This is a genomic window from Telluria sp. B2 (genome assembly GCF_051789535.1).
Lineage (GTDB): Bacteria > Pseudomonadota > Gammaproteobacteria > Burkholderiales > Burkholderiaceae_D > Telluria.
In genome coordinates this window covers 3614688-3636148 of sequence record NZ_CP196525.1, presented here as the reverse complement: position 1 = coordinate 3636148, position 21461 = coordinate 3614688, and the positions used below count along the sequence as shown (strand labels likewise).

General features: G+C 67.0%; 17 protein-coding genes and 4 tRNA genes. 7 read left to right on the top strand and 14 right to left on the bottom strand.

Going from position 1 to position 21461, the window contains the following annotated elements; genetic code table 11:
- Nucleotides 1-8: 8 nt before the first annotated feature.
- From ACSUZJ_RS16140 to ACSUZJ_RS16130, 3 genes are all read right to left on the bottom strand, one after another.
- A complete protein-coding gene (locus ACSUZJ_RS16140) occupies nt 9-1256 on the bottom strand; it encodes a DEAD/DEAH box helicase (protein ID WP_499409849.1) in 1248 nt (415 codons plus the stop codon).
- An 82-nt stretch (nt 1257-1338) separates the two neighbouring features.
- Complete coding sequence (locus ACSUZJ_RS16135) at nt 1339-1467, bottom strand: hypothetical protein (RefSeq protein WP_499409847.1); 129 nt, start codon at nt 1465-1467, stop codon at nt 1339-1341.
- A gap of 74 nt (nt 1468-1541) precedes the next feature.
- Nucleotides 1542-2228 (bottom strand): hypothetical protein, encoded by a 687-nt coding sequence (locus ACSUZJ_RS16130; protein ID WP_499409845.1) that lies wholly within the window; start codon nt 2226-2228, stop codon nt 1542-1544.
- A 173-nt stretch (nt 2229-2401) separates the two neighbouring features.
- Here ACSUZJ_RS16130 and ACSUZJ_RS16125 point away from each other — a divergent pair, with 173 nt between their 5' ends.
- Nucleotides 2402-2878, top strand: a complete 477-nt coding sequence (locus ACSUZJ_RS16125) for a hypothetical protein (protein ID WP_499409843.1) — start codon at nt 2402-2404, stop codon at nt 2876-2878.
- Between the two features lie 110 nt (nt 2879-2988).
- Complete coding sequence (locus ACSUZJ_RS16120) at nt 2989-4293, top strand: NAD(P)/FAD-dependent oxidoreductase (RefSeq protein ID WP_499409841.1); 1305 nt, start codon at nt 2989-2991, stop codon at nt 4291-4293.
- Nucleotides 4294-4431: 138 nt separating this feature from the next.
- Here the strand turns inward: ACSUZJ_RS16120 and ACSUZJ_RS16115 are convergent, their stop codons facing one another.
- Nucleotides 4432-5139 (bottom strand): sensor histidine kinase, encoded by a 708-nt coding sequence (locus ACSUZJ_RS16115; protein WP_499409839.1) that lies wholly within the window; start codon nt 5137-5139, stop codon nt 4432-4434.
- Between the two features lie 160 nt (nt 5140-5299).
- Between ACSUZJ_RS16115 and ACSUZJ_RS16110 the strand changes: the two genes are divergently transcribed.
- Nucleotides 5300-5776, top strand: coding sequence for a hemerythrin domain-containing protein (locus tag ACSUZJ_RS16110; RefSeq protein ID WP_499409837.1), 477 nt, complete (start codon nt 5300-5302; stop codon nt 5774-5776).
- A 187-nt stretch (nt 5777-5963) separates the two neighbouring features.
- Here ACSUZJ_RS16110 and ACSUZJ_RS16105 read toward each other — a convergent pair whose 3' ends face one another.
- Nucleotides 5964-7592 (bottom strand): response regulator, encoded by a 1629-nt coding sequence (locus tag ACSUZJ_RS16105; protein ID WP_499409835.1) that lies wholly within the window; start codon nt 7590-7592, stop codon nt 5964-5966.
- A 281-nt stretch (nt 7593-7873) separates the two neighbouring features.
- Between ACSUZJ_RS16105 and ACSUZJ_RS16100 the strand changes: the two genes are divergently transcribed.
- Nucleotides 7874-8317, top strand: coding sequence for a hypothetical protein (locus ACSUZJ_RS16100; RefSeq protein ID WP_499409833.1), 444 nt, complete (start codon nt 7874-7876; stop codon nt 8315-8317).
- A gap of 415 nt (nt 8318-8732) precedes the next feature.
- Here ACSUZJ_RS16100 and ACSUZJ_RS16095 read toward each other — a convergent pair whose 3' ends face one another.
- The 4 genes from ACSUZJ_RS16095 to ACSUZJ_RS16080 form a co-directional block, all read right to left on the bottom strand.
- Nucleotides 8733-9725 carry a response regulator gene (locus tag ACSUZJ_RS16095; protein ID WP_499409831.1) on the bottom strand — a complete coding sequence of 331 codons (993 nt, stop codon included), beginning with the start codon at nt 9723-9725 and terminating at the stop codon, nt 8733-8735.
- Between the two features lie 131 nt (nt 9726-9856).
- The gene (locus tag ACSUZJ_RS16090; protein ID WP_499409829.1) at nt 9857-12889 is read right to left on the bottom strand and encodes a PAS domain-containing hybrid sensor histidine kinase/response regulator; all 3033 of its coding nucleotides are present in this window, start codon (nt 12887-12889) and stop codon (nt 9857-9859) included.
- Nucleotides 12890-13112: 223 nt separating this feature from the next.
- Nucleotides 13113-13937, bottom strand: a complete 825-nt coding sequence (locus tag ACSUZJ_RS16085; protein ID WP_499409827.1) for a response regulator — start codon at nt 13935-13937, stop codon at nt 13113-13115.
- Between the two features lie 101 nt (nt 13938-14038).
- The gene (locus tag ACSUZJ_RS16080; protein WP_499409825.1) at nt 14039-14668 is read right to left on the bottom strand and encodes a 2-hydroxychromene-2-carboxylate isomerase; all 630 of its coding nucleotides are present in this window, start codon (nt 14666-14668) and stop codon (nt 14039-14041) included.
- Between the two features lie 256 nt (nt 14669-14924).
- Here ACSUZJ_RS16080 and ACSUZJ_RS16075 point away from each other — a divergent pair, with 256 nt between their 5' ends.
- The 3 genes from ACSUZJ_RS16075 to ACSUZJ_RS16065 all read left to right on the top strand — a co-directional run bounded on the left by ACSUZJ_RS16075 (nt 14925) and on the right by ACSUZJ_RS16065 (nt 19395).
- Entirely contained in the window at nt 14925-16850 is a 1926-nt protein-coding gene (locus ACSUZJ_RS16075) for a TOL_0244 family TonB-dependent receptor (RefSeq protein WP_499409823.1), read from the top strand.
- 71 nt (nt 16851-16921) lie between these two features.
- Entirely contained in the window at nt 16922-17503 is a 582-nt protein-coding gene (locus tag ACSUZJ_RS16070; protein WP_499409822.1) for a TOL_0243 family YfiR-like periplasmic protein, read from the top strand.
- Complete coding sequence (locus ACSUZJ_RS16065) at nt 17503-19395, top strand: sensor histidine kinase, YfiR-like protein-associated (RefSeq protein WP_499409821.1); 1893 nt, start codon at nt 17503-17505, stop codon at nt 19393-19395. The genes ACSUZJ_RS16070 and ACSUZJ_RS16065 overlap by 1 nt, the downstream gene beginning before the upstream one ends.
- 90 nt (nt 19396-19485) lie before the next feature.
- Here ACSUZJ_RS16065 and ACSUZJ_RS16060 read toward each other — a convergent pair whose 3' ends face one another.
- The 5 genes from ACSUZJ_RS16060 to ACSUZJ_RS16040 all read right to left on the bottom strand — a co-directional run bounded on the left by ACSUZJ_RS16060 (nt 19486) and on the right by ACSUZJ_RS16040 (nt 21390).
- Entirely contained in the window at nt 19486-20031 is a 546-nt protein-coding gene (locus tag ACSUZJ_RS16060) for an FxDxF family PEP-CTERM protein (protein ID WP_499409820.1), read from the bottom strand.
- A 421-nt stretch (nt 20032-20452) separates the two neighbouring features.
- Nucleotides 20453-20529 (bottom strand) — tRNA-Arg (locus tag ACSUZJ_RS16055).
- Between the two features lie 198 nt (nt 20530-20727).
- Nucleotides 20728-20804: transfer RNA gene (locus ACSUZJ_RS16050), tRNA-Arg, on the bottom strand.
- 226 nt (nt 20805-21030) lie between these two features.
- Nucleotides 21031-21107 (bottom strand) — tRNA-Arg (locus ACSUZJ_RS16045).
- Nucleotides 21108-21313: 206 nt separating this feature from the next.
- A tRNA-Arg gene (locus ACSUZJ_RS16040) sits at nt 21314-21390 on the bottom strand.
- Nucleotides 21391-21461: the final 71 nt, after the last annotated feature.

The window sequence follows — 21461 nt, the reverse complement described above, 5'->3', positions numbered from 1 at the left end:
GCTCCGGCTCAGCGCCGGAAGCGCACGTCTTCCTGCACCACCTTCGCCTCGCCCTTCGGCTTCTTGGGCTTCTTCGGTTTCTTGACGATCTGCCCGCTGGCATCGGTCTCGGGCACGCGGTGGTCGGGCTCGAAGCCGTCTTCCTCGATCCGTTTCAGGGTCTGCTTCGTCAATTGCTCGATCGCGGCCAGCTGCTGCACTTCGTCGGCGCAGACCAGCGACACCGCCTCGCCCGAGGCGCCGGCGCGGCCGGTGCGGCCGCTGCGGTGCACATAGTCTTCGGCCACGATCGGCAGGTCGACGTTGACCACCACCGGCAGGTCGTCGATGTCCAGGCCGCGCGCGGCGACGTCGGTCGCCACCAGCACCTTGACCTCGCCGGCCTTGAAGCGCTCGAGTGCGCGCAGGCGCGCCGGCTGCGGCTTGTCGCCGTGGATCGCGTCGGCGGCGATGCGTTTGGCCGCCAGCAGCTCGACGAGTTCGTCGGCGCCCTTGCGCGTCTTCACGAAGGCCAGCACCTGGTCCCAGCCGTGCTTCTTCAGCAGGTGCAGGAACAGGGCGGGCTTGCGCTTCTTGTCGACCGGGACCAGCCACTGCTTGATGGCGCTGGCCGTGGTGTTGCGCGGCGTCGCCTCGATGCGCACCGCTTCGCGCAGCAGGCGGTTGGCCATGGCGCGGATCTGGTCGGAGAAGGTGGCCGAGAACAGCAGGGTCTGGCGCTTCTTCGGCAGGGCCGCGAACACCTGGTCGAGTTCCTTGGAAAAGCCGAGGTCGAGCATGCGGTCGGCCTCGTCCAGCACCAGGGTCTGCACTTCGTTGAACTTGACCGCGTTCTGGCGGTGCAGGTCGAGCAGGCGGCCGGGCGTGGCCACCAGCACATCGACCCCCTTGCGCAGGTTCATCATCTGCGGATTGATGCTGACGCCGCCGTAGGCCACCATGGTGCGCAGTTCGAGGCCGGCGCCGTAGACGCGGAAGCTCTCGTGCACCTGCTCGGCCAGCTCGCGGGTCGGCACCAGCACCAGCGCGCGCGCCGAATTCGGGCTGGCTTTCGCCGTTTTCTTGAACAGGCGCTGCAGCAGGGGCAGGGCGAAGCCGGCGGTCTTGCCGGTGCCGGTCTGGGCCGCGGCCATGACGTCCTTGCCGGCGAGGACAGCAGGAATCGCCTGCGCCTGGACCGCGGTCGGGTCCTTGTAATTGAGGGTCTCTAGGGTGTGGACGATCTGGTCGATCAGGCCGAGGGAGGCAAACGACATGGAAACCTTGGGCAAAAATGAACAGCCAATAGTTTACCTTGCCGCGCGCCGGCAAGCGCAAATGGCAAGCGACCCGCGCAGCTCACAGGTCGAGGAAGCGCTCGGACGATGCCGGCGCGGTCGGCTTGACCGGCTCGTGGCGGTCCTTGCAGCCGCTGGCCAGGACGCAGGCCAGGGCGAGGGCGGACAGGCGCAGCAGGTGCAGTTTCATGGCGAACCTCCTTGGCGCCGATGATAGCCAAAATCCCGCGCCGGCCGCGCTCCGCACACGTTCCAGCAGCGGCCTCAGAAGCGGTAAGACAGGCTGGCCCGCAACACCGGATAGACCTTGTAGTCCGAGGCTTCGTCGGCCAGGCGCAGCTCCTCGGCAGCGACGTCGTCCGCGAGTCGGCCGCACAGCACGGTCTGCACGGTACAGTTGACGCTGCGCAGGTGCACGCGCGCCTCGTCCTGGTAGAACACGCCGAGGTCGGCGCCGAAGCTCCAGCCGCGCTGGGCGGTGAAAACATTGCCCCAGCCGATGCCGAGGTAGGGCGCGGCCTTGCGGAAGTCGACCTTGCCCACCAGCACGCCGACGTCGGCGGCGTTGTAGGTGGTCCCGTTCAGGCGGAAGCTCCCGCCCTGGCTCGGCCGGCCGACGGCGTCGAAGCGGGTGTCGTTGTAGAACACGCCGCCGCTGAGGCGGAAATTGCTGCCCGCGCGCGGATACCAGTCGAGCAGGGCATTGACGGTCCGCAGCTTGCCGTCGAGGTCGTAATCGACGTTGTCGGTGCTCCTGCTGAAGTCGTGCTTGAAGTAATTCAGGCCAAGACGGGCATTCAGGCTGGGGGTGAGGCCGAACACGAGGTGGGCGCCGGCGCCGGTGGTGCCGAGATCGGCACCGGCGCCGACCTGGACCTGGGCCTGGACCGCGCCGGCGGCCAGCAGGCCCGCAAGCGCGAGGGAAACGCGCTGGTAAGGATGGCAAAACATTGGAATTCTCCTTGTAGCCTTTCGTTGGGGCCGATTCTAGCGATACGAGCGTCTGATCGACGCCACAGCGCCTATTCCGCGCGACAAGTTGTAAATGTGTGTTGCAACGTACTGAAAAGTAACGTTTCGCCTGATAAAGTTCGAATCACACGAGATAACGAGAGGACCTCCAGATGAAATCCCCCTTCAAGCTGCTCTTCGCCGGCGTCGCCCTGGCCGCCTGCGCGCTCCCGGCCATGGCCCAGACCAATGTCAGCATCAGCGTCGGCCAGCCCGGTTTCTACGGCCGCCTCGACATCGGCGATTTAGGCCCGCCGCCGGTCATCTACGAGCGTCCGGTGATCGTGCGCGAAGTGCGCCACGTGCGCGCCCAGCCGATCTACCTGCGCGTGCCGCCGGGCCACCGCAAGAAGTGGAAGAATTACTGCGGGCGCTACGACGCCTGCGGCCGTCCGGTGATGTTCGTGCGTGACGAGTGGTACACCAACACCTACGCGCCGCGCTACCGCGAGCGTCACCACCGTGTCGAACGCCATGAGCGCCATGACCGGCACGACGACCACGGTCATGGACATGGCAACGGTCACGGCAATGGCCACGGCCACGGCCACGGCCACGGCCACGGACACGGACACGGCCGCGGTCACTGAGATAGGTTCCCAAACCGGCCGCGACCGTTTTTGGGGTCGCGCGCCACGCGGATTCTCCTCCCGGTGTAGACTTGCGCTGTGCCAAGTGGCACAACGTATGGGAGGTGGCTTTGCAAAGTGAAATCGTGATCGTCGGTGGTGGGGCGGGCGGGCTGGAATTGGCCTGCAAACTGGGGCGCAAACTCGGGCCCTCGAAGGTGATGCTGGTCGACTGCCGGCTCTACCATATCTGGAAGCCCTCCCTGCACGAGGTGGCTGCGGGCACCCTCGACATCCACCAGGAAGGCCTGTCCTACCAGATGCTGGCCCACGATAACGGGTTCACCTTCGTCTACGGTCCGATGACCGGGCTCGATGCCGCCCAGCGCCGCATCACCGTCGGCGCCGTGCGCGCTTCCGATGGCGAAGACGTCCTGCACGAACGCCACATCGGCTATGGCTCGCTGGTGATGGCGGTCGGCAGCACCGCGAACTACTTTGGCGTGCCGGGTGCGCGCGAGCACACCATTTCCCTGAACGTGACCGAGGACGCCGAGCGCTTCCGCCTGCGCCTGCTGCGCCTGATGGCGGTGGTCGAGCAGGCGCGCGAGGAGCGCGCCGACGCCGTGGCCGCGCTGGACGTGGTCATCATCGGCGGCGGCGCGACAGGCGTCGAGCTGGCGGCCGAGCTGCGCGAGGCCTCCGGCGTGTACGCGACCTATGGCTTCTCGCGCCTGCAGGTCAAGCGCGACGTGCGCATCACCCTGCTCGAAGGCGCGCCGCGCATCCTGGCGCCGTTGCCGGAGCGGGTCTCGGCGGCGGCCCTGAAACTGCTGGGCGAGCGCGGCATCACGGTCGTGACCGACTGCCGCGTCACGAAGATCGAGCCGGACAAGGTGCTCGACAACGACGGCAACGTGTATCCGGCCAGCCTGGTGGTGTGGGCGGCCGGCATTCGCGCTCCCGAATTCCTCGGCACGCTCGGCCTGCCGGTCAACAAGGGCGGGCAGATCGAGGTCGACGGCAACCTGCGGGTGAAGGGCGTGCCCGGCGTGTTCGCCCTGGGCGATTGCGCCGCCTGCATCGACGCCAACGGCAAACCGGTGCCGCCGCGCGCCCAGGCCGCCCACCAGCAGGCCGACTACCTGCTCAAGCAGTTCGTGCGCATGGCGGCCGGCAAGGCTTTCGACGAGAAGCCTTACCGTTACCGCGACTACGGTTCCCTGGTCTCGGTCGGGAAGACGACCAGCGTCGGCAACCTGATGGGTTCGCTACGTGGGACCAGCTGGTTCGTCGAGGGCATGATGGCGCGCCTGATGTACACCAGCCTGCACCTGATGCACCACCAGGCGGTGCTGGGCTCGATGCGCACCGGCCTGCTGGCGCTGGCGCGCTTCCTGATCCGCCGCACGACGCCGCTGGTCAAGCTGCACTAACGAAACAAATCGTAGTAGGGTGGGGTCATTGAGGCCAGCGGCCTCAATGCCGTGCCCACGCGTGAACCATGCGCATTGTCAGCGTGCTTCTGGTGCGCTAGCGCCATGCATGCGTCACGCGTGGGCACGGGGCCCACCCTACCGCGGCAACACCATCGTCAAGGCCGTGCCGCCGCCCAGCGCCGGCGCCAGCGTCAGCGTGCCGCCGAGCGCGCGCGCGCGTTCGCGCAGCAGGCGCAGGCCGTGGCAGTTGCGCGACTCCGAGGGCGCCGTTCCCTCCACCAGGCCGACGCCGTCGTCGCGCACGGTCAGCATCAACTGGTCGCCGTCGTCGTCCAGGATCACCTCGACGCTGCCGGCGCGGGCGTGCCTGGCCACGTTGCGCAGGCCTTCCTCGGCGCAGCGCAGCAGGGCCACGCCCTGGGCGCGCGCATAGGCGTCGTCGTCGTCGGGCAGGCTGGCGCGGGCGGCTATGCCGTGCTCGCGTCCGAACTCGGCCACCAGTTCGGTGAGCGCGGCCTTGATTCCCAGGAATTCGAGCTTGTCGTTCCACAGCGACAGCTGCACCTTGCGGTTGGTCTCGATGATGTTGTTGAGCAGGGTCTTCATCTGGCCGGCGCGCTCGATGGCCTTGTCGTCGGTCAGGTTCTTGGACAGCAGGCCCAGGTGCATGGTCAGGGCCGTCATCGACGAGCCCAGGCTGTCGTGCAGCTTGCGCGCGAGCAGCCGGCGCTCCTCGTCCCAGCAGCTCATCAGGTGGCCGACCAGTTCGGTCAGCTCGGCGGTGCGTTCGGCAACCTGCCGATCCAGTTCCGGGTCGGGGTGGTGCGGGTCCGGTGCGGTCATCGTAGGCTCGGTTAAATGTTTCCCAAATCATACAACAGCTTCGCACCGGAAGCGCGCACTGGCAGCCAGCGTGCGCTGCCGAACAGTAAGCGCGCGCGTTTCGGATCACGCTGGAGGCTCAGGAATCTTATTAAATTCATAAACCATTCCAGGAGCGCACATGCCTACTAACACGACTGCCACCGTCGACGCCGTCGAACTGCTGACGAAGCAACACCGCGAGGTCGAAGAACTGTTCGAGCAGTTCGAAAAACTGACCGACCGCGCCAAAGTGAGCAAGAAGAAGATCGCCGACCAGATCTGCAACGCGCTCATCATGCACACCACGATCGAGGAAGAAATCTTCTACCCGGCCACGCGCGAGGCGAGCCAGGGCGAGGAGGAGACCGGGGACATGGTCGACGAAGCCGTCGTCGAGCACGCGTCGGCCAAGGACCTGATCGCCCAGATCCAGGAGATGGACCCGGACGACGAACTGTACGATGCGAAGGTCAAGGTGCTGTCGGAAATGATCGAGCACCACGTCGAGGAAGAAGAGAAGGAAATGTTCCCGAAAACGCGCAAGCTGAAGCTGGACATGCAGGCGCTGGGGCAGGAGATGAAGGCGCGCCAGGAAGAGATCGAGGCGTCGATGTAGGGTGGTCGGCTACACCCGGTGACATGCAATCACGCGGCGATGGCGCCGCCCACGCGTTCAAATCACGGTTGAAACCACGCTTCGGCTGTGCCCCCTCTTGTTGAACGCGTGGACGGCGCACCTGGCGGCGGGACGCATACCGCCGGGTGGAGCCGTCCACCCTACACGGAAGTGCTACGTGAAACGCTCAGCCTGCCGCCGCCGGCAGCGGCGCCGGTTCCCCTAGCGCGCCCAGCAATTGGGCGATATCGACCGGTTTCACCAGGTGCATGTCGAAGCCGGCTTCGAGCACGCGGCGCTGGTCGTCCGCCAGGCCGTAGCCGGTCAGGGCGATCAGGCGCATCGCGCGCGTCTCCGGGTTGGCGCGCAGGCGCCGCGCCACCTCGTAGCCGTCGATGCCGGGCAGGCCGATGTCGACCAGGGCGACCTTCGGCAGCCTGCTGGTGGCCAGGGCCACGCCGTCCAGGCCGTCGGCCGACTGCAGCACCGGGTAGCCGTAGACGTCGAGCATGGTGGCCATCATCTCGCGGCCGTCTTCGTTGTCTTCGATCAGCAGCACGGTCGGCCGGCCGGCGTGGCCGGCCGGCGCCGCCTCGGCCGGCTCGCTGCCCTTCGCCGGCTCGGCGCGCGGCAGGCGAATCGTGAAGGCGCTGCCGGCGCCGCCGGCACCGCCGCTGGTGGCGCTGACGCTGCCGCCGTGCAGCTCGACCAGGCGGCGCACCAGCGCCAGCCCGATCCCGAGCCCGCCCTGGGCGCGGTCCAGACTGATCGAACCCTGCACGAAGACATCGAACACGTGCGGCAGCAGGTCGGGGGCGATGCCCACGCCGGTGTCGCTGACGGTGAGCAGGACGTCGTCGCCCTCGGCGCCGATCACGATGTCGATGCTGCCGCCGACCGGCGTGTATTTCAGTGCGTTGTCGATCAGGTTGGTGGCGATCTGCTCGAGGCGGGTCGGGTCGCCGTCGACCCAGTTCGGCGCCAGGTCGACATTGATGCGGTAGCCGGCAGTGCGGCCGGTGGCGCGGAAGGTGTCGAGGCAGGCGCCGACCAGGCTGGCCATGTCGACCGGGCGGCGCTCGAGCAGGATCTTGCCCGACATGGCGCGCGACAGGTCGAGCAGGTCGTCGACGATGCGCGACAGGTGCTGGCTCTGGCGCCCGATGATCTGGCGCGCGCGGCTGGCCATCTCGGGGCCGGCGCCGGGCATGTCGATCAGGGCCGCGGCGCTGCTGATCGCCGACAGCGGGTTGCGCAGCTCGTGGCCCAGCATGGCGAGGAATTCGTCCTTGGCGTGGCTCTTGCGCTCGGCCGCCTGGCGGTCCTCGATCTCGCGCATCAGGCGCTCGTTGGTGGCGGTGAGTTCGAGCGTATGCTGGGACAGCTTGTCGGCCTGGCGCCGCAATTGTTCGTTCTTGTTGGCCAGCGCCACGAAGACCGAGACCTTGGCGTGCAGGATCTGCGGGATCACCGGGGTGAACAGGAAGTCGGCGGCGCCGCGCTGGTAGGCCTTCAGGCGGTCGATCTCGTCGGCCAGGAAGGCGGTCACGAAGATGATCGGGATGTCGGCCGAGCGCGCGCGCTGGTGGATCGCCTCGGCGGTTTCGAAACCGTCCATGCCGGGCATGTTGACGTCGAGGATGATGACCGCGAAATCGTGCAGCAGGACCTGGCGCAGCGCATCCTGGCCGGAACGCGCCGAGAGCACCGTATAGCCGGTTTCAATGGCCCATTGGTCAAGCAGGCTGGTCAATGCCAGCAGGCTGGCTGCGTCGTCGTTGACGACAAGTATCTTCGGTTTGTCGGTGGTTGGCACGTCGTTCCTGCTGCGTTGTCGAGGCAAAGGCCGATCACTCTGCGGTCCTGCAAGCATAGCAGAGTGTGTCCGCTTTCCGAAAGTAAAGACACGGTTACGCGGCGTGGAATGATAGCACGGCAATATGCAATGTTTGCCAGCAATCGTGCGCAGCACTGGGCTGGCCCTTGCGCCCATGTACGGCACCGCACATACCCGCCGGGAGGCCTGTGCGATAGTGGAACCGTGTCCAGTTCAACCGTGTCAATGGAGGACAGGCGCGCCCACTTGAAAGGACAAATATGAATATCACCACAATTGTCAACGAAGCGTTCCACGGCAAGTCGCCGCGCGAACTGATGGATTGTCCGCTGACCGCGCTGAACGGCGTCGGCGAGAAAGAGGCCAGGGCATTGCAGGAGGCGTTCGGCGTCACCACCGTCGGCCAGCTGGCGCGGCTCGAGGTCGTTGCGAATGCCGTCGCGATCAACATGATGGCCGGCGCCGGCAGCCAGCCCCAGGGCGAAGCCGCCAAGGAAACCCTGCTCGACGAAGCCGTCGAGATGACTTTCCCGGCCAGCGACCCGATCTCGGTCGACTCCGGGATCACGCGGATCGAAGTGGCTCCGGACAAGGTCGACGCCGCCCGCGACCACCAGGGCGCCGATGCGATCGCGGCGCACAACGAGGAAGCGCTGGGCAAGCCCTGCGTCGGCACGGAGTCGAAGCAGCCCGGCAGCGCCTGAGCGGCGCGGTCTCCTGCCGGCGGCGCGCCGCCGGCATCACACGGCGCCCGTGCGTCCGCATTCGTTGCGGGCGGCGGGCGCCGTCGTGGTTGATGCGTGGTCGAGTAGGGCAAAGGCGTAGGGTGGGCGCCCCGTGCCCACGCGTGAACGCTGAACATACGCATTCGTTTGCAGCGTGTATCGATGCGTAGGCGGCGGTGGCGGCACGGGTTACGCCAACATGACGCACACGTGACTGCTGGCGCCATTTTCACATGAGCCCACATCACCCTTATACCGTGGCGCGTGCACCCACCGTTCATGATTCCGGTGGGCACGGCGCCCACCCTACGGTGCTCAGGAATGAAAACAGCGCCGGCTGGTAGGCCGGCGCCGGTCGAAAGGGCGGGTCCGCCCGTGGGCGGCTGGCGGGTCTTCAGCGGTGCTGAGCCAGCTCAGCCACCTGCTTTGGGGGCGCTTTCACGGCCACCTGGCGCGTGCCTCCGGCGGTCGAGCAGTAACGGTTCTTGCCGGCGCGCTTGGCTTCGTAGAGCGCATAATCGGCAATGCTGATCAGGGCGTCGACCGATTCGGCGTCGTCCGGGTAGATGCTGATGCCGATCGAGGTCGACAGGCGCAGCGTCAGGTCGTTGATGAAGAAGGGCTCGGAGAGCGCTTCGACCAGCTTGGCGGCCGGACCCTGGGCATCGGCCAGGCTGTGGATGTCGCCCAGCACCACCATGAATTCGTCGCCGCCCAGGCGCGCCACCGTGTCTTCCTTGCGCGAGGACGCCAGCAGGCGCTGCGAGACCATCTTCAGGATCTCGTCGCCGTAGGCGTGGCCATAGGTGTCGTTGATCGCCTTGAAGCCGTCCAGGTCCAGGTACATGATTGCGGCCTTCGCGTGGCTGCGGTTGGCGTGCTGCAGGGCCGTTTCGATGCGGTCTTCCAGCAGGCGCCGGTTGGGCAGGCCGGTGAGGGCGTCGTGCAGGGCCAGTTCTTGCTGGGCTCGGCTGTACTGGGCCAGCTCTTTATAGAGCAGGCGCACCTCGAGCATGTTGTGGATGCGCTTGTGCACTTCCAGCAGGTCGAAGGGCTTGCTGATGAAGTCGCGCGCGCCTGCTTCCAGGGCCGCAATCTTGAAACTCGGCTGGGCCGTGAGGGCCAGCACCGGCAGGTAGCCGCCCTTTTCGATTTCCTTGAGGCTCTTCATGACCTGGAAGCCGTTCAGGCCGGGCATCTGCAGGTCGAGCAGGATCAGGTCGTAATTGTGTTCGCGGTGCAGCGGGCACACCTGCTCCGGCTCCATCGTCGAGCTGACGTTGGTGTAGCCCTCTTCGCGCAATATCTCTTCCATCAGCTCGATATTGTCGGGCGAATCGTCCACGACCAAAATTTTGGCGTTCAAAATGTCTTGTCTGCTCGGCATGCTTCTTCTCGTCTAAATAGGTACTGGAAGGAAACAAATTTCACTCAGGAATCCGACTTTCCCATCTATCGTAGTCTAGCAAAGCCCCCGAAATTTCTTGTAGGACAGCGCCGCGTCCGCGGGTAGGAACATCACAATCGTATCCTGGCCGCTGCCGGACGCACCAGGGATGCCACGGCCGCGATCAGTTCGCTCGGCTCGACCGGCTTCGAGATATGGGCGTTGAAGCCCGCTTCGAGGGCGCGCAGGCGGTCTTCCGAGCGGGCAAAAGCGGTCAGGGCGACGGCCGGCAGCAGGCCGCCGCGGTCGCGCCCGAGGCCGCGCACCCAGGACAGCAGTTCCAGGCCGTCGACCTCGGGCATGCCCAGGTCGCTGATCAGGATATCGGGCAGGTCGGCGCGCAGGACGTCGAAGGCTTCGCGTGCGCTGGCGGCGATGCGCACCCTGGCATTGCAGTCGGTGAGGATGCGCGCGATCAGTTCGCGCGCGTCGCGGTCGTCGTCCACGACCAGCACCGAGGCGCCCTTCAGGTCGCGCAGCGTCAGCTCCGGCGTGGCCGGCGCCGGGGTGCCAACCAGGGCGGCGCGCGAACGCGTGGCCTGCGGCGCGGCTTTCGCCAGTGGCAGTTCGATCGAGAAGCTGGCGCCCAGGCCTTCGCCGGGGCTGTCGGCGCGCACCGTGCCGCCGTGCTGCTCGATCAGGTGCTTGACGATCGCCAGGCCCAGTCCCAACCCGCCGTGGCGCCGCGTCATCGAGGCGTCGGCCTGGCGGAAGCGCTCGAACACGTGGGTGATGAATTCGGGGCGGATGCCGGCCCCGGTGTCGCGCACGGTGATCAGGACCGAGCCGTCGCGCTGGCCCAGTTCGACCGTGACCTGGCCGTCGCGCGGGGTGAACTTGATTGCGTTCGACAGCAGGTTCCATACCACCTGCTGGAGGCGCGCCGGGTCGCCGGCGATCATGCCGGGATTCGGCTCGTAGCGTTTCTCCAGGCGGATGTTCTTGGCGTCGGCTGCCGGGCGCACGGTCTCGATGGCGGCGTCGACGAAGCTGGCCGGCGCGAGCGTCTGCATGTCGAGCAGCACCTTGCCCGAGGTGATGCGGCTCATGTCGAGCAGGTCCTCGATCAGCTGCGCCTGCGAGCGGGCGTTGCGCTCGATCGTCTGCAGGCCGCGCTGCAGGTCGGCCTCGTCCTTGCCGCCGCGGCGCAGCACCTGGGCCCAGCCGAGGATGGCCGACAGCGGCGTGCGCAGTTCGTGCGACAGCGTGGCCAGGAACTCATCCTTCATCTGGCTCGAACGCTCGGCCTCGGCGCGCGCTTCGCGCTCGCTCTCGAGGAGAACCTTGCGCTCCTCGGCGGCCTGCCGGGCGGCCTCGTACAGGCGGGTGTTGTCGAGCGCGACCGCGGCCTGGGCGGCGATGCCGCGCACGATGCGCTCGGTGCGCTCGGTGAACACGCCGGGCTCCGGATGGCCGAAGAACATCGTGCCCATCGCCTCGCCGCTCGCAGCCACCACCGGCACCGAGAGGTAGCTGCGCACGATCGGCTTGTCCGAGAACAGCGAGAACTGCGGGGCGAACTGCGAGGCGGCCTGCGGCGCCGATCCGTCGGCCAGGCCGGCGCTGATGTCGCTCGAACGCACCAGCCCGACGCCGCGGAAGCTTGGGCCGAACAGGGCGGTGGCATGCGGCTCGCCGAAGCTCTGGAATTCGTTGGCGCTGCCGCCGGTCAGGGTGTAGAGCGAGAAGGTCGGCTTCTCGCCTTCCTTGCCGTGGTAAAAGAAGGCGCCGAAGCGGGCCCCGGCAATGCCGCTGGCGGCATCGGTGGCCACCTGGAGCAGCGAGCGCAGGTCGCGCGTCGAGGCCAGGGCGTCGCCGGTGCTGTTGAGCAGCTCCAGCACCTTCGATTCTTCGCGCAGCGCCTGCTCGGCGCGCTTGACCTGGTCGACGTCGGTATTCGTGCCGAACCAACGCACCACCATGCCGTGCCGGTCGCGCACCGCGTTCACGCGCGTGAGGAACCAGCGGTACTGGCCGTCGGCGCCGCGGATCGGGTATTCCATCTCGAACGGTTCGCCGGTGCGGATCGAGGTGCGCCAGTGCTCCTGCATGGTGGGCAGGACTTCGGGGTCGACCGTGTCTTGCCAGCCCCAGCCGCTCGCGCTGTCCGGGGTCGTGCCGGTGTACTCGTACCAGCGCTCGTTGAACCAGACGATGGCGCCGTCGGCCTGGGCCATCCAGGCCAGTTGCGGGATGGTGTTGGCCAGCGCGCGCAGCACTTCCTCGCTCTGGCGCAGGCTGTCCTCGGCATTCTTGCGCGAGGAGACATCCTGCACCACGCCGGTCATGCCCACCACGCTGTCGCGCAGCGCCGGGTTGGCGTAGTCGGCGCGGCCGACCAGGGCCACCCAGCGCACCTGGCCGCCGTCGGACAGCAGCCGGCACTCGATGTTCAGGTCGGTATGGGTGGCAAAGGCGTGCAGTACCGCGCGCCGCACCATCTCGCGGTCGGCTTCGTCCAGGCGCGAGCGCAGTGCCAGCCAGGCCAGCGGGGTTTCGGCTTCCAGGCCGAGGATGCTCGCCGCGCGCTCGCCCAGGATCACGCGGTCGCTGGCGGCGTCCCAGCGCCAGTCGCCCAGGCGGCCCGCCGCCAGCGCCACCTGCAGCCGGCTGTTGCCGTCGATCAGGGCCTGCTGGTCGGCGCGGCGCTGGGTGATGTCCTGGAAGTAGAGGGTCAGGCCGTCGGGCGAGGGGTAGAGGCGCGCCTCGATCCAGATCGACAGGCGCGGGTAGAAGAATTCGCGGCTGCCCATCTGGCGCGACTGCATGGCGCGGCGCAGCTCGTTGGCCAGGTTGCTGCCCTGGAGTTCCTCGAACTCGTCCCACAGGCTCTTGCCGAGCAGGCCTTCGCGGGTCTTGTTCAGCGGCGCCAGCATCGACAGGGCGCGCCCGTTGATGTAGGTGATGCGCCAGTCGAAGTCGACCGCGCAGAAGGCGTCGGTCAGGCTCTCGAGCATGTTCTCCATGCGTTCGTTGGCCTGGCGCAGCGCCTCCTTGGCGGCCATCAGCTCGGCTTCGGCGCGCTGGCGTGCGGCCAGCACACTGGTGGCATTGCGCAGCGCGGCCGAGCGCATGGTCTCGAGATCGTCGCGGTTGTCGCTCACGCCTGCTTCCCTCCGCCGCATCGCCACGCGCGAGCGGCCCGGCCCGGCGGGGGCGGGCGCGTGCGTTTGCAGGTGGTGTCGGTCGAGATCATGGTTCTTGGTTCCCCGCGGGGCGCGGTCGATGCGCAACGGGTGCGCGGCAGCGGGCGCATGCGCGCCCAGGCGTGGCCAGGCGCCATTCTAGCCCAACCGGCCTGGCAGCCACCACACGGTTGGGCCGCACTCAGGCGCCCACCCGCGTCTGGCCCGCCACCTTGCTCAGCGCATCCTGGAGCTGATCGAGTTCGTAGGGCTTCTGCAGCGACTGATAAGGAAACTCGAGGTGGCGCAGCAGCATGTCGCCGTAGCCGGACGCGAAGATCACTTTCAGGTGCGGATAACGCGTGAGCGCCTCGCGCGCCAGGTCGACGCCGGACATGCCGGGCAGGCTGACGTCGGTGAACAGCACGTGGTAGCGCTTGCCGGCCATGTGCGCCAGCGCGTCGTCGGGATGGGCCACGCCGTCGGCCTCGTAGCCGAAGGCCTTGAGCATCTCGCATACCAGGTATTGCGAATCGAGGTTGTCCTCGACCACCAGGATCTGCAGGGCGCCGCTTTCTTCAGGCACGCTTGCCTCGACAGCGCTCGCCGGCGCCAGCGCGCACAGCACGCCGCCCACCTTGCCGTCCGCAACGATGGGCGTGAAATGCAGGTCGTAGCGCTCCGGTCCGGCGGCGCCGAAGCTCACCGCAACGCCCGGCACCACGGCCGCTTCACCCTGCCAGGCGCGCGACGCGCCGTCCTGGCCGGCCGTCAGCGGCGGCGGCATCACGGCCGGCACCGAGCCGCCGGGAACGCGGCCGAAGCCCGGCCCGGCCAGCGTGCCGTAGGCCTCGTTGCACAGGAGGATGGACTGCGGGCCCCATTGCAGCAGCATCGGCAGCGGCGTGTTGAACATCAGTTCCGCGGCCAGGCGCAGCGGCTGCGGCCAGCCAGCAGGATCGCCGAGCGTACTGGTGCTCCAGTCGTAGGTGGAAACGGTGTGTGCAGACTTACCGGAAGCGGGCATGGGAAACGACCTGTTGTGTATTCGAAAACATGGCCGAATCCTACACTAAATAGCGGTGCACCGTCGGCGCGCTTGCGTCGCCAGCCCTCTGGCGCAGGAGCTCATGGCGCGCCACCGGCGGCCGCCCAGGCGATCGCATCCTCGAGTCGATCGTTTCCCCAGAACATTTCGTCGCCGACGAACATGGTCGGGGCGCCGAACACGCCACGCGTCCGGGCTTCCTCGGTCCTGGCGCGCAGGCGCAGCTTGTTTTCCTCGCCAAGGGCGGCCGCCAGCACCGCCTGCGGGTCGCCCACCAGCCCCTCGAGGGCGCGCAGGACGTTTTCCCGGTCGTCGATCTCGAGGTCGTCGATCCAGTTCTGGCGCATGACGCGGCGGCAGAATTCGGCCATCCAGGGCTGCGCGGCGCCGAGCGTGGCGACGCGCATCGCCAGCAGCGCCACACGCGGGAAGCTGGAGGGCTGGACGAAGGGCAGGCCGTATTTGCGCGCTTCGCGTTCCATGTCGCGCCACATGTAGCGGCCCTTGGCTTCCTGGAGGACGAAAGGCGAGGTGCTCCAGCCGAGCTGGCGGAAGATGGGGCCCAGGAGGAAGGGCCGCCAGCGCAGGGGAACCCCGCTGCGCCGGGCAAGTTCCTCGACACGCATGAGGGCGAGGTAGCTGTAGTTGCTGCCGAACTCGAACCAGAATTCGAGTTCGGGGCGCTGCGGGGCGGGCTGCAGTTCCTGCACGGCGTCCTCCCGGAGGGGTGAGTACGGCGATGATAGCGGCCACCCGGCCGTTTGGGCAAAAAAAAGCCCGCTCGGTGAGGAGCGGGCTGAATCTATTTCCTTAAGGGAGAATAGAGGAGACAGGCAGGATTATGCTGCTGTGCAACAGGACTTTCCAATTTTTATTTGTAATGACAGTTATAGGCTGAGAATATGGCTGGTGCATGCTGCGCACGGCTGGTGCACGCTATTGGTGCATGGCGGAAAATGTTTTACCATGGCAAATATGTTAAAAACCTGCCTGCCGACTTGCGCCTTCCTGGGTTTGCTCACGGTCTTCCCCAGCGTTCAGGCCCAGGAGGGGGGGACGCTGGCCGACTATTCGCTCGAGCAGTTGGCGGACATCGTCGTCAGCTCGGTCGCGCGCCAGGAAACCAGCCTGGCGCAGGCGCCCGCCTCGGTGTACGTGATCAGCGGCGCCGAGATCCGCCGCTCGGGCGCGGCCACGCTGCCCGAAGCGCTGCGCCTGGCGCCGAACCTGCAGGTGGCGCGCGCGAATGCCCACGATTATGCGATCAGCGCGCGCGGCTTCGGCTCGACCCTGGCCAACAAGCTCCTGGTCCTGATCGACGGGCGCAGCGTGTATTCGCCGCTGTTCTCGGGCGTGTTCTGGGACACCCAGGACGTGATCATGGCCGACATCGAACGCATCGAAGTCATCAGCGGACCGGGCGCCACCATCTGGGGCGCGAACGCGGTCAATGGCGTCATCAACATCATCACGCGGGCGGCGCGCGACACCCAGGGCGGGCAGCTCGTCCTGCGCGGCGGCAGCGACGGCGCCAGCGGCTCGCTGCGTCATGGCGGCGAACTGGGGGCGGGCGGCCATTACCGCATCTACGCCAAGGTCCTGCACCGCGACGACGTCGCCAGCGAAGGTGACTCACTGAGCGGCCCCCTGCGCGGCACCGGCTGGCGCCGCCGGCAGGCCGGTTTTCGCGCCGACTGGACGCGCGCCGGCGGCAGCTTCACGGTCAGCGGCGACGTCTACGACGGCACCATGGGCGAGACCGCGGCGCCGCGCACCACGATAGGCGGCGCCAACCTGCTGGCGCGCACGGTGCGCACCCTGGGCGACGGGTCGACGCTGCGGGTCCAGGCCTACCTCGACCATCAGCGCCGGCGCCAGCCGGTGGGCAGCCAGCGCCTCGATACCGCCGACCTCGAATTCCAGCACGACCTCGCCATCGACGCGCGCCAGCGCCTGGCCTGGGGCGGCGGCGTGCGGGTCAGCCATGACCGCATCCGCAGCAGTCCCTGGCTGCGCATGGTCCCGGAAAACAGGAATCTGCGCTGGGCCAACCTGTTCGTGCAGGACGAGATCGTCCTGGGCGAGTCGCTGCGCTTCACGGCGGGCGCGCGAGCCGAGCACAATGTGTATACCGGCGTCGAGTGGCTGCCGAGTGCGCGCCTGGCCTGGCGCGCGGCGCCCGACACGCTGCTGTGGGCGGCGGCCTCGCGTACGGTGCGAGCCCCCTCGCGCCTGGAGCGCGACCTGCGCCTGGTCGCCGGCAGCGATCCCGACGGCTCGCCGCGCTACGCGATCGAGGGCGGGCCCGACTTCGCGTCCGAGACCGCGCGGGTGCTCGAGCTGGGCTACCGCGCCCAGCCGTCGCCCTCGCTCTCGGTCGCTGCGACCCTGTTCCACAGCGACTATGACCGCCTGCGCACGCTGGAAGCGCAGCCCGGCATGCCGGCCCGTTTCGAGAACCGCGCGCAAGGGCTGGCGCGCGGCCTGGAAGCCTGGGCCAGCTGGCAGCCGATGCGCGGCTGGCGCCTGGCCGGAGGCGCCGTGCTGCAGGATGTCCGGATCGGCGCGAACGCCGACAGCCGCGACCGTTCGCGGGTCGCCGGGCTCGAGGCCAACGACCCGAAACACTACTGGAGCCTGCGCTCGGCCCACGAGCTGGCGCGTCACCTGCATCTCGATTTGTCGCTGCGACACACGAGCGGGCTGACGCAACCGGCCGTGCCGGGATATCATGAGCTCGACGCGCGGATCGCCTGGCAGGCCAGGCCGAACCTCGAGCTCGCCCTTGTCGGGCGCAACCTGCTGCACGACGAGCATGCCGAATTCGGCGAGCCTGGCGTGCGCCAGACCTTCGAGCGCAGCCTGACGATGAGCGCGATCCTGCAATTTTAGGCCCAATGATTCGACACCGACTTTCTTCTTCTTCCGCGCCGTCCGCCCGCGCGTGCGGCGGCCCGGCAGGCATGTTCCGGCGGCCCTGGCGGCTGGCCGGCTGGACGCTGGCCTGCGCCGCGGCGGTGTTTGCCGCCGCCGGGGCCATCCCGCGGCCGGCGCTGGCCCAGGACGGCGGCGCCAGCCAGGCGCTCGAGCGCCGCGTCAAGGCCGCCTTCATCTATAAATTCCTCGGCTATGCCGAGTTCCCGGCAGCGAGCTTCGCCGACCCCGGCGCACCGGTGACGATCGGCGTGCTCGGTTCCGACGAGATGGCGGCCGAGCTGGCGCGCGTGGTGGCGGGCCGCCATGTCGGCGGACGTCCGGTCGTGGTGCGCCAGTTGCGCGAAGGCGAGGGCGGATCGGTGCACCTGCTGTTCATCGCCGGCAACGACAGCGCGCGCGCCGGACGCGTGCTCAGGAACAGCCCCGCCGCGCTGTTGCCGGTGACGGAGTGCGACCTCGGCCTGCAGCAGGGCAGCGTCATCAATTTCAGGATCATCGACGAGCGCGTGCGCTTCGACGTCTCGCTCGATTCCGCAGAGAGGAATAACGTGAAACTCAGTTCGCGACTGCTCACCGTCGCCAACCGTGTCGTGAAAGGGGCTTCCTGATGAACGCACACGATACCGGCTCCGTCCGCAGCAAGCTGATCAAGATGGCGGTGTTCACCACCCTGGCGGCCCTGCTGTCGGCCTCGATCGCCATGCTGGTGCTCGACCTGCGCACCTTCCAGCGCCTCTGGATCGACGACCTCTCCACCCAGGCCGACATCATGGCCAGCGTCACCGCGCCGGCGCTCGCCTTCAGCGACGCCAGGACCGCCCAGCAGCAGCTGGCCGTGCTGCGCGCGCGTCCCCAGATCCTGGCCGGCGCCGTCTTCACCGCCTCGGGCTCGCGCTTCGCCAGCTACGTCAAGGCCGGCACCGAGCAGGCCCTGCCGGCGCGTCCGCGCGCGGCCGGCTACCGCATCGAGCACGGCGGCCTCGAGGTCTGGCGCAACATTGTCGAGAACGGCGAACTGGTCGGCACCGTCTACCTGCGCTCGCGCTACGGGCTGGTCGACCGCCTGCTCAACTATGGCGCCATCCTCGGCGGCGTGATGCTGGGCGCGCTGGTGATCGCGGCCCTGGTCGCCTCGCGCCTGCAGGCGGCCATCACCCGGCCGCTCGAGGCGGTCACCAATGTCGCGCGCCAGGTCATGCAGCGGCGCGACTTCACCCTGCGCGTGCCGGGCAACGACAGCGGCGAGATCGGGGTGCTGGTCGAAGCCTTCAACGACATGCTGGCCGAGATCGGGCGCCGCGCCGACGCCCTGCAGGCCGCCAACCGCACGCTGGAGCACGAGATGGACGTGCGCCAGAAGGCGGAAGAGGCGCTGATCGTGGCCGACCGCAGGAAGGACGAATTCCTCGCGACCCTGGCGCACGAACTGCGCAATCCGCTGGCCCCGATCCGTACCGGCCTGGACATCCTGCGCATCCGCAGCGGCGACGCCCAGGCCACCCAGCGCGCCACCGACATCATGGAACGCCAGCTGCGCCAGATGGTGCGCCTGGTCGACGACCTGCTCGACGTCTCGCGCATCAACACCGGCAAGTTCGCGATCAAGATGGGCCGGGTCGAACTGAAGGCGGTGGTCAACGACGCCCTCGAGGTGGTGCGCTCCTACATCGAGCTGCATGGCCACGAGCTGGTGCTGGACCTGCCGAACCGGCCGGTGTTCCTGCATGGCGACGCCACTCGCCTGGCGCAGATCCTGTCGAACCTGCTGAACAACGCGGCCAAGTACACGAATCGCGGCGGACGCGTGACCCTGTCCGGCCATGTGGAAGAGAAGACCCTGGTGCTGGAAGTGCTTGATACCGGCATCGGCATCGCCCCCGAGATGCTGGACTCGGTGTTCGAGATGTTCGTGCAGGTCGATTCGACCCTGGAGCGCACCAATGCCGGGCTGGGCGTCGGCCTGTCGCTGGCGCGCAAGCTCGTCGAGCTGCACGGCGGGACGATCACGGCGCGCAGCGAAGGACTGGGGCGCGGCAGCTGCTTCACGGTGCGCCTGCCGATCGTGGTCGAGCCCGAATTGCCGACCAAGCCAACCCCGGCCGCCTTCATCAGCACCGAGACCTACCGCATCCTGCTGGCGGACGACAACGTCGACTTCGTCAACAGCATCGGCGCGCTGCTTACCGCCATGGGCCACAGCGTGGTCATCACCCACAACGGTCCGGACGCCCTGGCGGCCGCGGCGCGCTTCTGCCCGGACTACGCCTTCCTGGACATCGGCCTGCCGCAGATGTCGGGCTACGACCTGGCGCGCGGCATCCGCAAGCTTTCCTGCGGCGCCATGACCGCCCTGATCGCGGTCACCGGCTGGGGCCAGGAAAAGGACCGCCAGCTGGCCTTCGAGGCAGGCTTCGACCACCACATGGTCAAGCCGGTGCGTTTCGAGCAGATCGAGGAAATCCTGGGCAACCGCAGCATCATCAAGAAGCTGCGCACCTGAGGCCGAAACGGGGGAAAGATGAAAAAACGGAGACGCGGCGCGTCTCCGTTTTTTTTCGCGCCATTGTATGGGTGGCGCGCCGGGCTGGCATCACCCGCGCTTGGCCTTGCGGCGCCGCGCCAGGAAGCCCAGCACGCCCAGGCCGCCGAGCATCATGCCGTAGGTCTCCGGTTCGGGGACCGGCGCCAGCATGATCGCGCCGCCGAACGAGGCTGCGTCGTTCGACACCATGTTGCCGTTCACCCGCAGGTAGTAATCGCCGGCGCTCAGGTTGCCGCCTGCGACCGTCCACACGTCCACCGCACCCGACTGCAGCGAGGTGCCTTGGCTGATCAGGGTGTCGTTGCCGTCGAACAGCCACAGGCCGGTGATGTCCAGCCCGACGTCCGGCGAACGGCTGACCGAGGCGACGATGGCGTCGACGTTGATGCCCACCGTCCCGTCGATCGTGAAAGTGAAGCGGTCGGCGAAGGTGCTGCCGCTGTTGCCTTCACCCAGGCTGTCGCCGAAGAAGGCGGCGGTATCGTCCACCAGGTCGAGCGCCTGGGGTGATTCGCCGATGACCTGCGCCTGTACCGCCGTCGATCCGAAGGACGCGCCTGCCAACACGATTGCTGCGATCAAAGATTTTTTCATAGCTACCTCACGCAAGAAGTCAGCCGCGTCATGCGGCCGGTTGTGGCAATCGGGGCTTTTTATGCTAGCAAAGGGATCAGCGCTGCGCGCGCATCATGCTGAGATGTGTCACGCAGGCGACAATACTGCCATCGGGTAATTCATGCCACATGGAGACGGAATCCGGGCGGCCATAGAGGGAGGGGCGGTTCGATCCTTTTGTTAAGAAAAAGATCACAGGCATTGATCAGATACCGTCAGCGCAATCCTACAAAAACAAAAGTAGGAGTCCTGTGCAGAGCTAAGCCTCGTTTAAGCGAGTCGCTTGACTGTTGACCGTGAAATGGCACGGCACGCGCCACAGTATGCGAAGCGGAAAGAAAAGAGAGGCGGAAAAGAAAAATGGCTCAGAATTTCTTCTGAGCCATTCTCTTGAAAAAGTTGGTGCGGCTGGCAGGAATCGAACCCACGACCCCTTGGTTCGTAGCCAAGTACTCTATCCAGCTGAGCTACAGCCGCCCGAGGCACGCATTATAGCGGGGCCTGCTGGATAAGGGAAGCGCTAATTGCAACTGGTGCGGATGGGTATTCACGGCACGGCGCGAGTGGCGAACATGAGGGGGGGCGGTTGGGGCGGTGGCGGAAGCGCAATCGGACAAGCGGCGCGGAAAAGAAAAATGGCTCAGAATTTCTTCTGAGCCATTCTCTTGAAAAAGTTGGTGCGGCTGGCAGGAATCGAACCCACGACCCCTTGGTTCGTAGCCAAGTACTCTATCCAGCTGAGCTACAGCCGCCCGAGGCACGCATTATAGCGGGGCGTGGCCGATTATGGAAGTGCCAATTGAGACTGTCGCAAGCCGGCTGGCGAAGGAAGCGTTGCAGCGATGCTGACGCGCGCGTGGACTTGTCGAAGCGATGCTGGCTGAGCAGGGAGGGGAAAGGCCGACATGCGGCCTGAAGACAAGACGGAAGCGGAAAACGAAAAAGGCCAGATCTTGCGATCTGGCCTTCCGTGTTTCTTGGTGCGGCTGGCAGGAATCGAACCCACGACCCCTTGGTTCGTAGCCAAGTACTCTATCCAGCTGAGCTACAGCCGCCCGATGCACGCATTATAGCGGCACTTGTTGTTTTTTGGAAGCCTTGATTGAGAGGATGGCAAAACAGGAGGGCAGGCATTTTTCTGCGGCCCGTCTGCGCGCCATCGTGCTCGAAACCGGCGGCGGCATGCCGCACCGCTGCCGGCTGAAGCCGGACGCACAAAACGAAAAAGGCCAGATCTTACGATCTGGCCTTCCGTGTTTCTTGGTGCGGCTGGCAGGAATCGAACCCACGACCCCTTGGTTCGTAGCCAAGTACTCTATCCAGCTGAGCTACAGCCGCCCGATGCACGCATTATAGCAGCGGCATGGTCTTTGCGGAAGTCTTAATTTATTACAACTCCGTGAGGTGTT

Excerpts from the sequence above, each read along its gene's own strand:
- ACSUZJ_RS16125 (WP_499409843.1), top strand. The coding sequence starts at position 2,402 with ATGAAATCCCCCTTCAAGCTGCTCTTCGCCGGCGTCGCCCTGGCCGCC.
- ACSUZJ_RS16060 (WP_499409820.1), bottom strand. The coding sequence starts at position 20,031 with ATGAAAAAATCTTTGATCGCAGCAATCGTGTTGGCAGGCGCGTCCTTC.
- ACSUZJ_RS16135 (WP_499409847.1), bottom strand. The coding sequence starts at position 1,467 with ATGAAACTGCACCTGCTGCGCCTGTCCGCCCTCGCCCTGGCCTGCGTC.
- ACSUZJ_RS16140 (WP_499409849.1), bottom strand. The coding sequence starts at position 1,256 with ATGTCGTTTGCCTCCCTCGGCCTGATCGACCAGATCGTCCACACCCTA.
- ACSUZJ_RS16070 (WP_499409822.1), top strand. The coding sequence starts at position 16,922 with ATGTTCCGGCGGCCCTGGCGGCTGGCCGGCTGGACGCTGGCCTGCGCC.
- ACSUZJ_RS16065 (WP_499409821.1), top strand. The coding sequence starts at position 17,503 with ATGAACGCACACGATACCGGCTCCGTCCGCAGCAAGCTGATCAAGATG.
- ACSUZJ_RS16110 (WP_499409837.1), top strand. The coding sequence starts at position 5,300 with ATGCCTACTAACACGACTGCCACCGTCGACGCCGTCGAACTGCTGACG.
- ACSUZJ_RS16095 (WP_499409831.1), bottom strand. The coding sequence starts at position 9,725 with ATGCCGAGCAGACAAGACATTTTGAACGCCAAAATTTTGGTCGTGGAC.
- ACSUZJ_RS16075 (WP_499409823.1), top strand. The coding sequence starts at position 14,925 with ATGGCAAATATGTTAAAAACCTGCCTGCCGACTTGCGCCTTCCTGGGT.
- ACSUZJ_RS16130 (WP_499409845.1), bottom strand. The coding sequence starts at position 2,228 with ATGTTTTGCCATCCTTACCAGCGCGTTTCCCTCGCGCTTGCGGGCCTG.
- ACSUZJ_RS16085 (WP_499409827.1), bottom strand. The coding sequence starts at position 13,937 with ATGCCCGCTTCCGGTAAGTCTGCACACACCGTTTCCACCTACGACTGG.
- ACSUZJ_RS16115 (WP_499409839.1), bottom strand. The coding sequence starts at position 5,139 with ATGACCGCACCGGACCCGCACCACCCCGACCCGGAACTGGATCGGCAG.
- ACSUZJ_RS16100 (WP_499409833.1), top strand. The coding sequence starts at position 7,874 with ATGAATATCACCACAATTGTCAACGAAGCGTTCCACGGCAAGTCGCCG.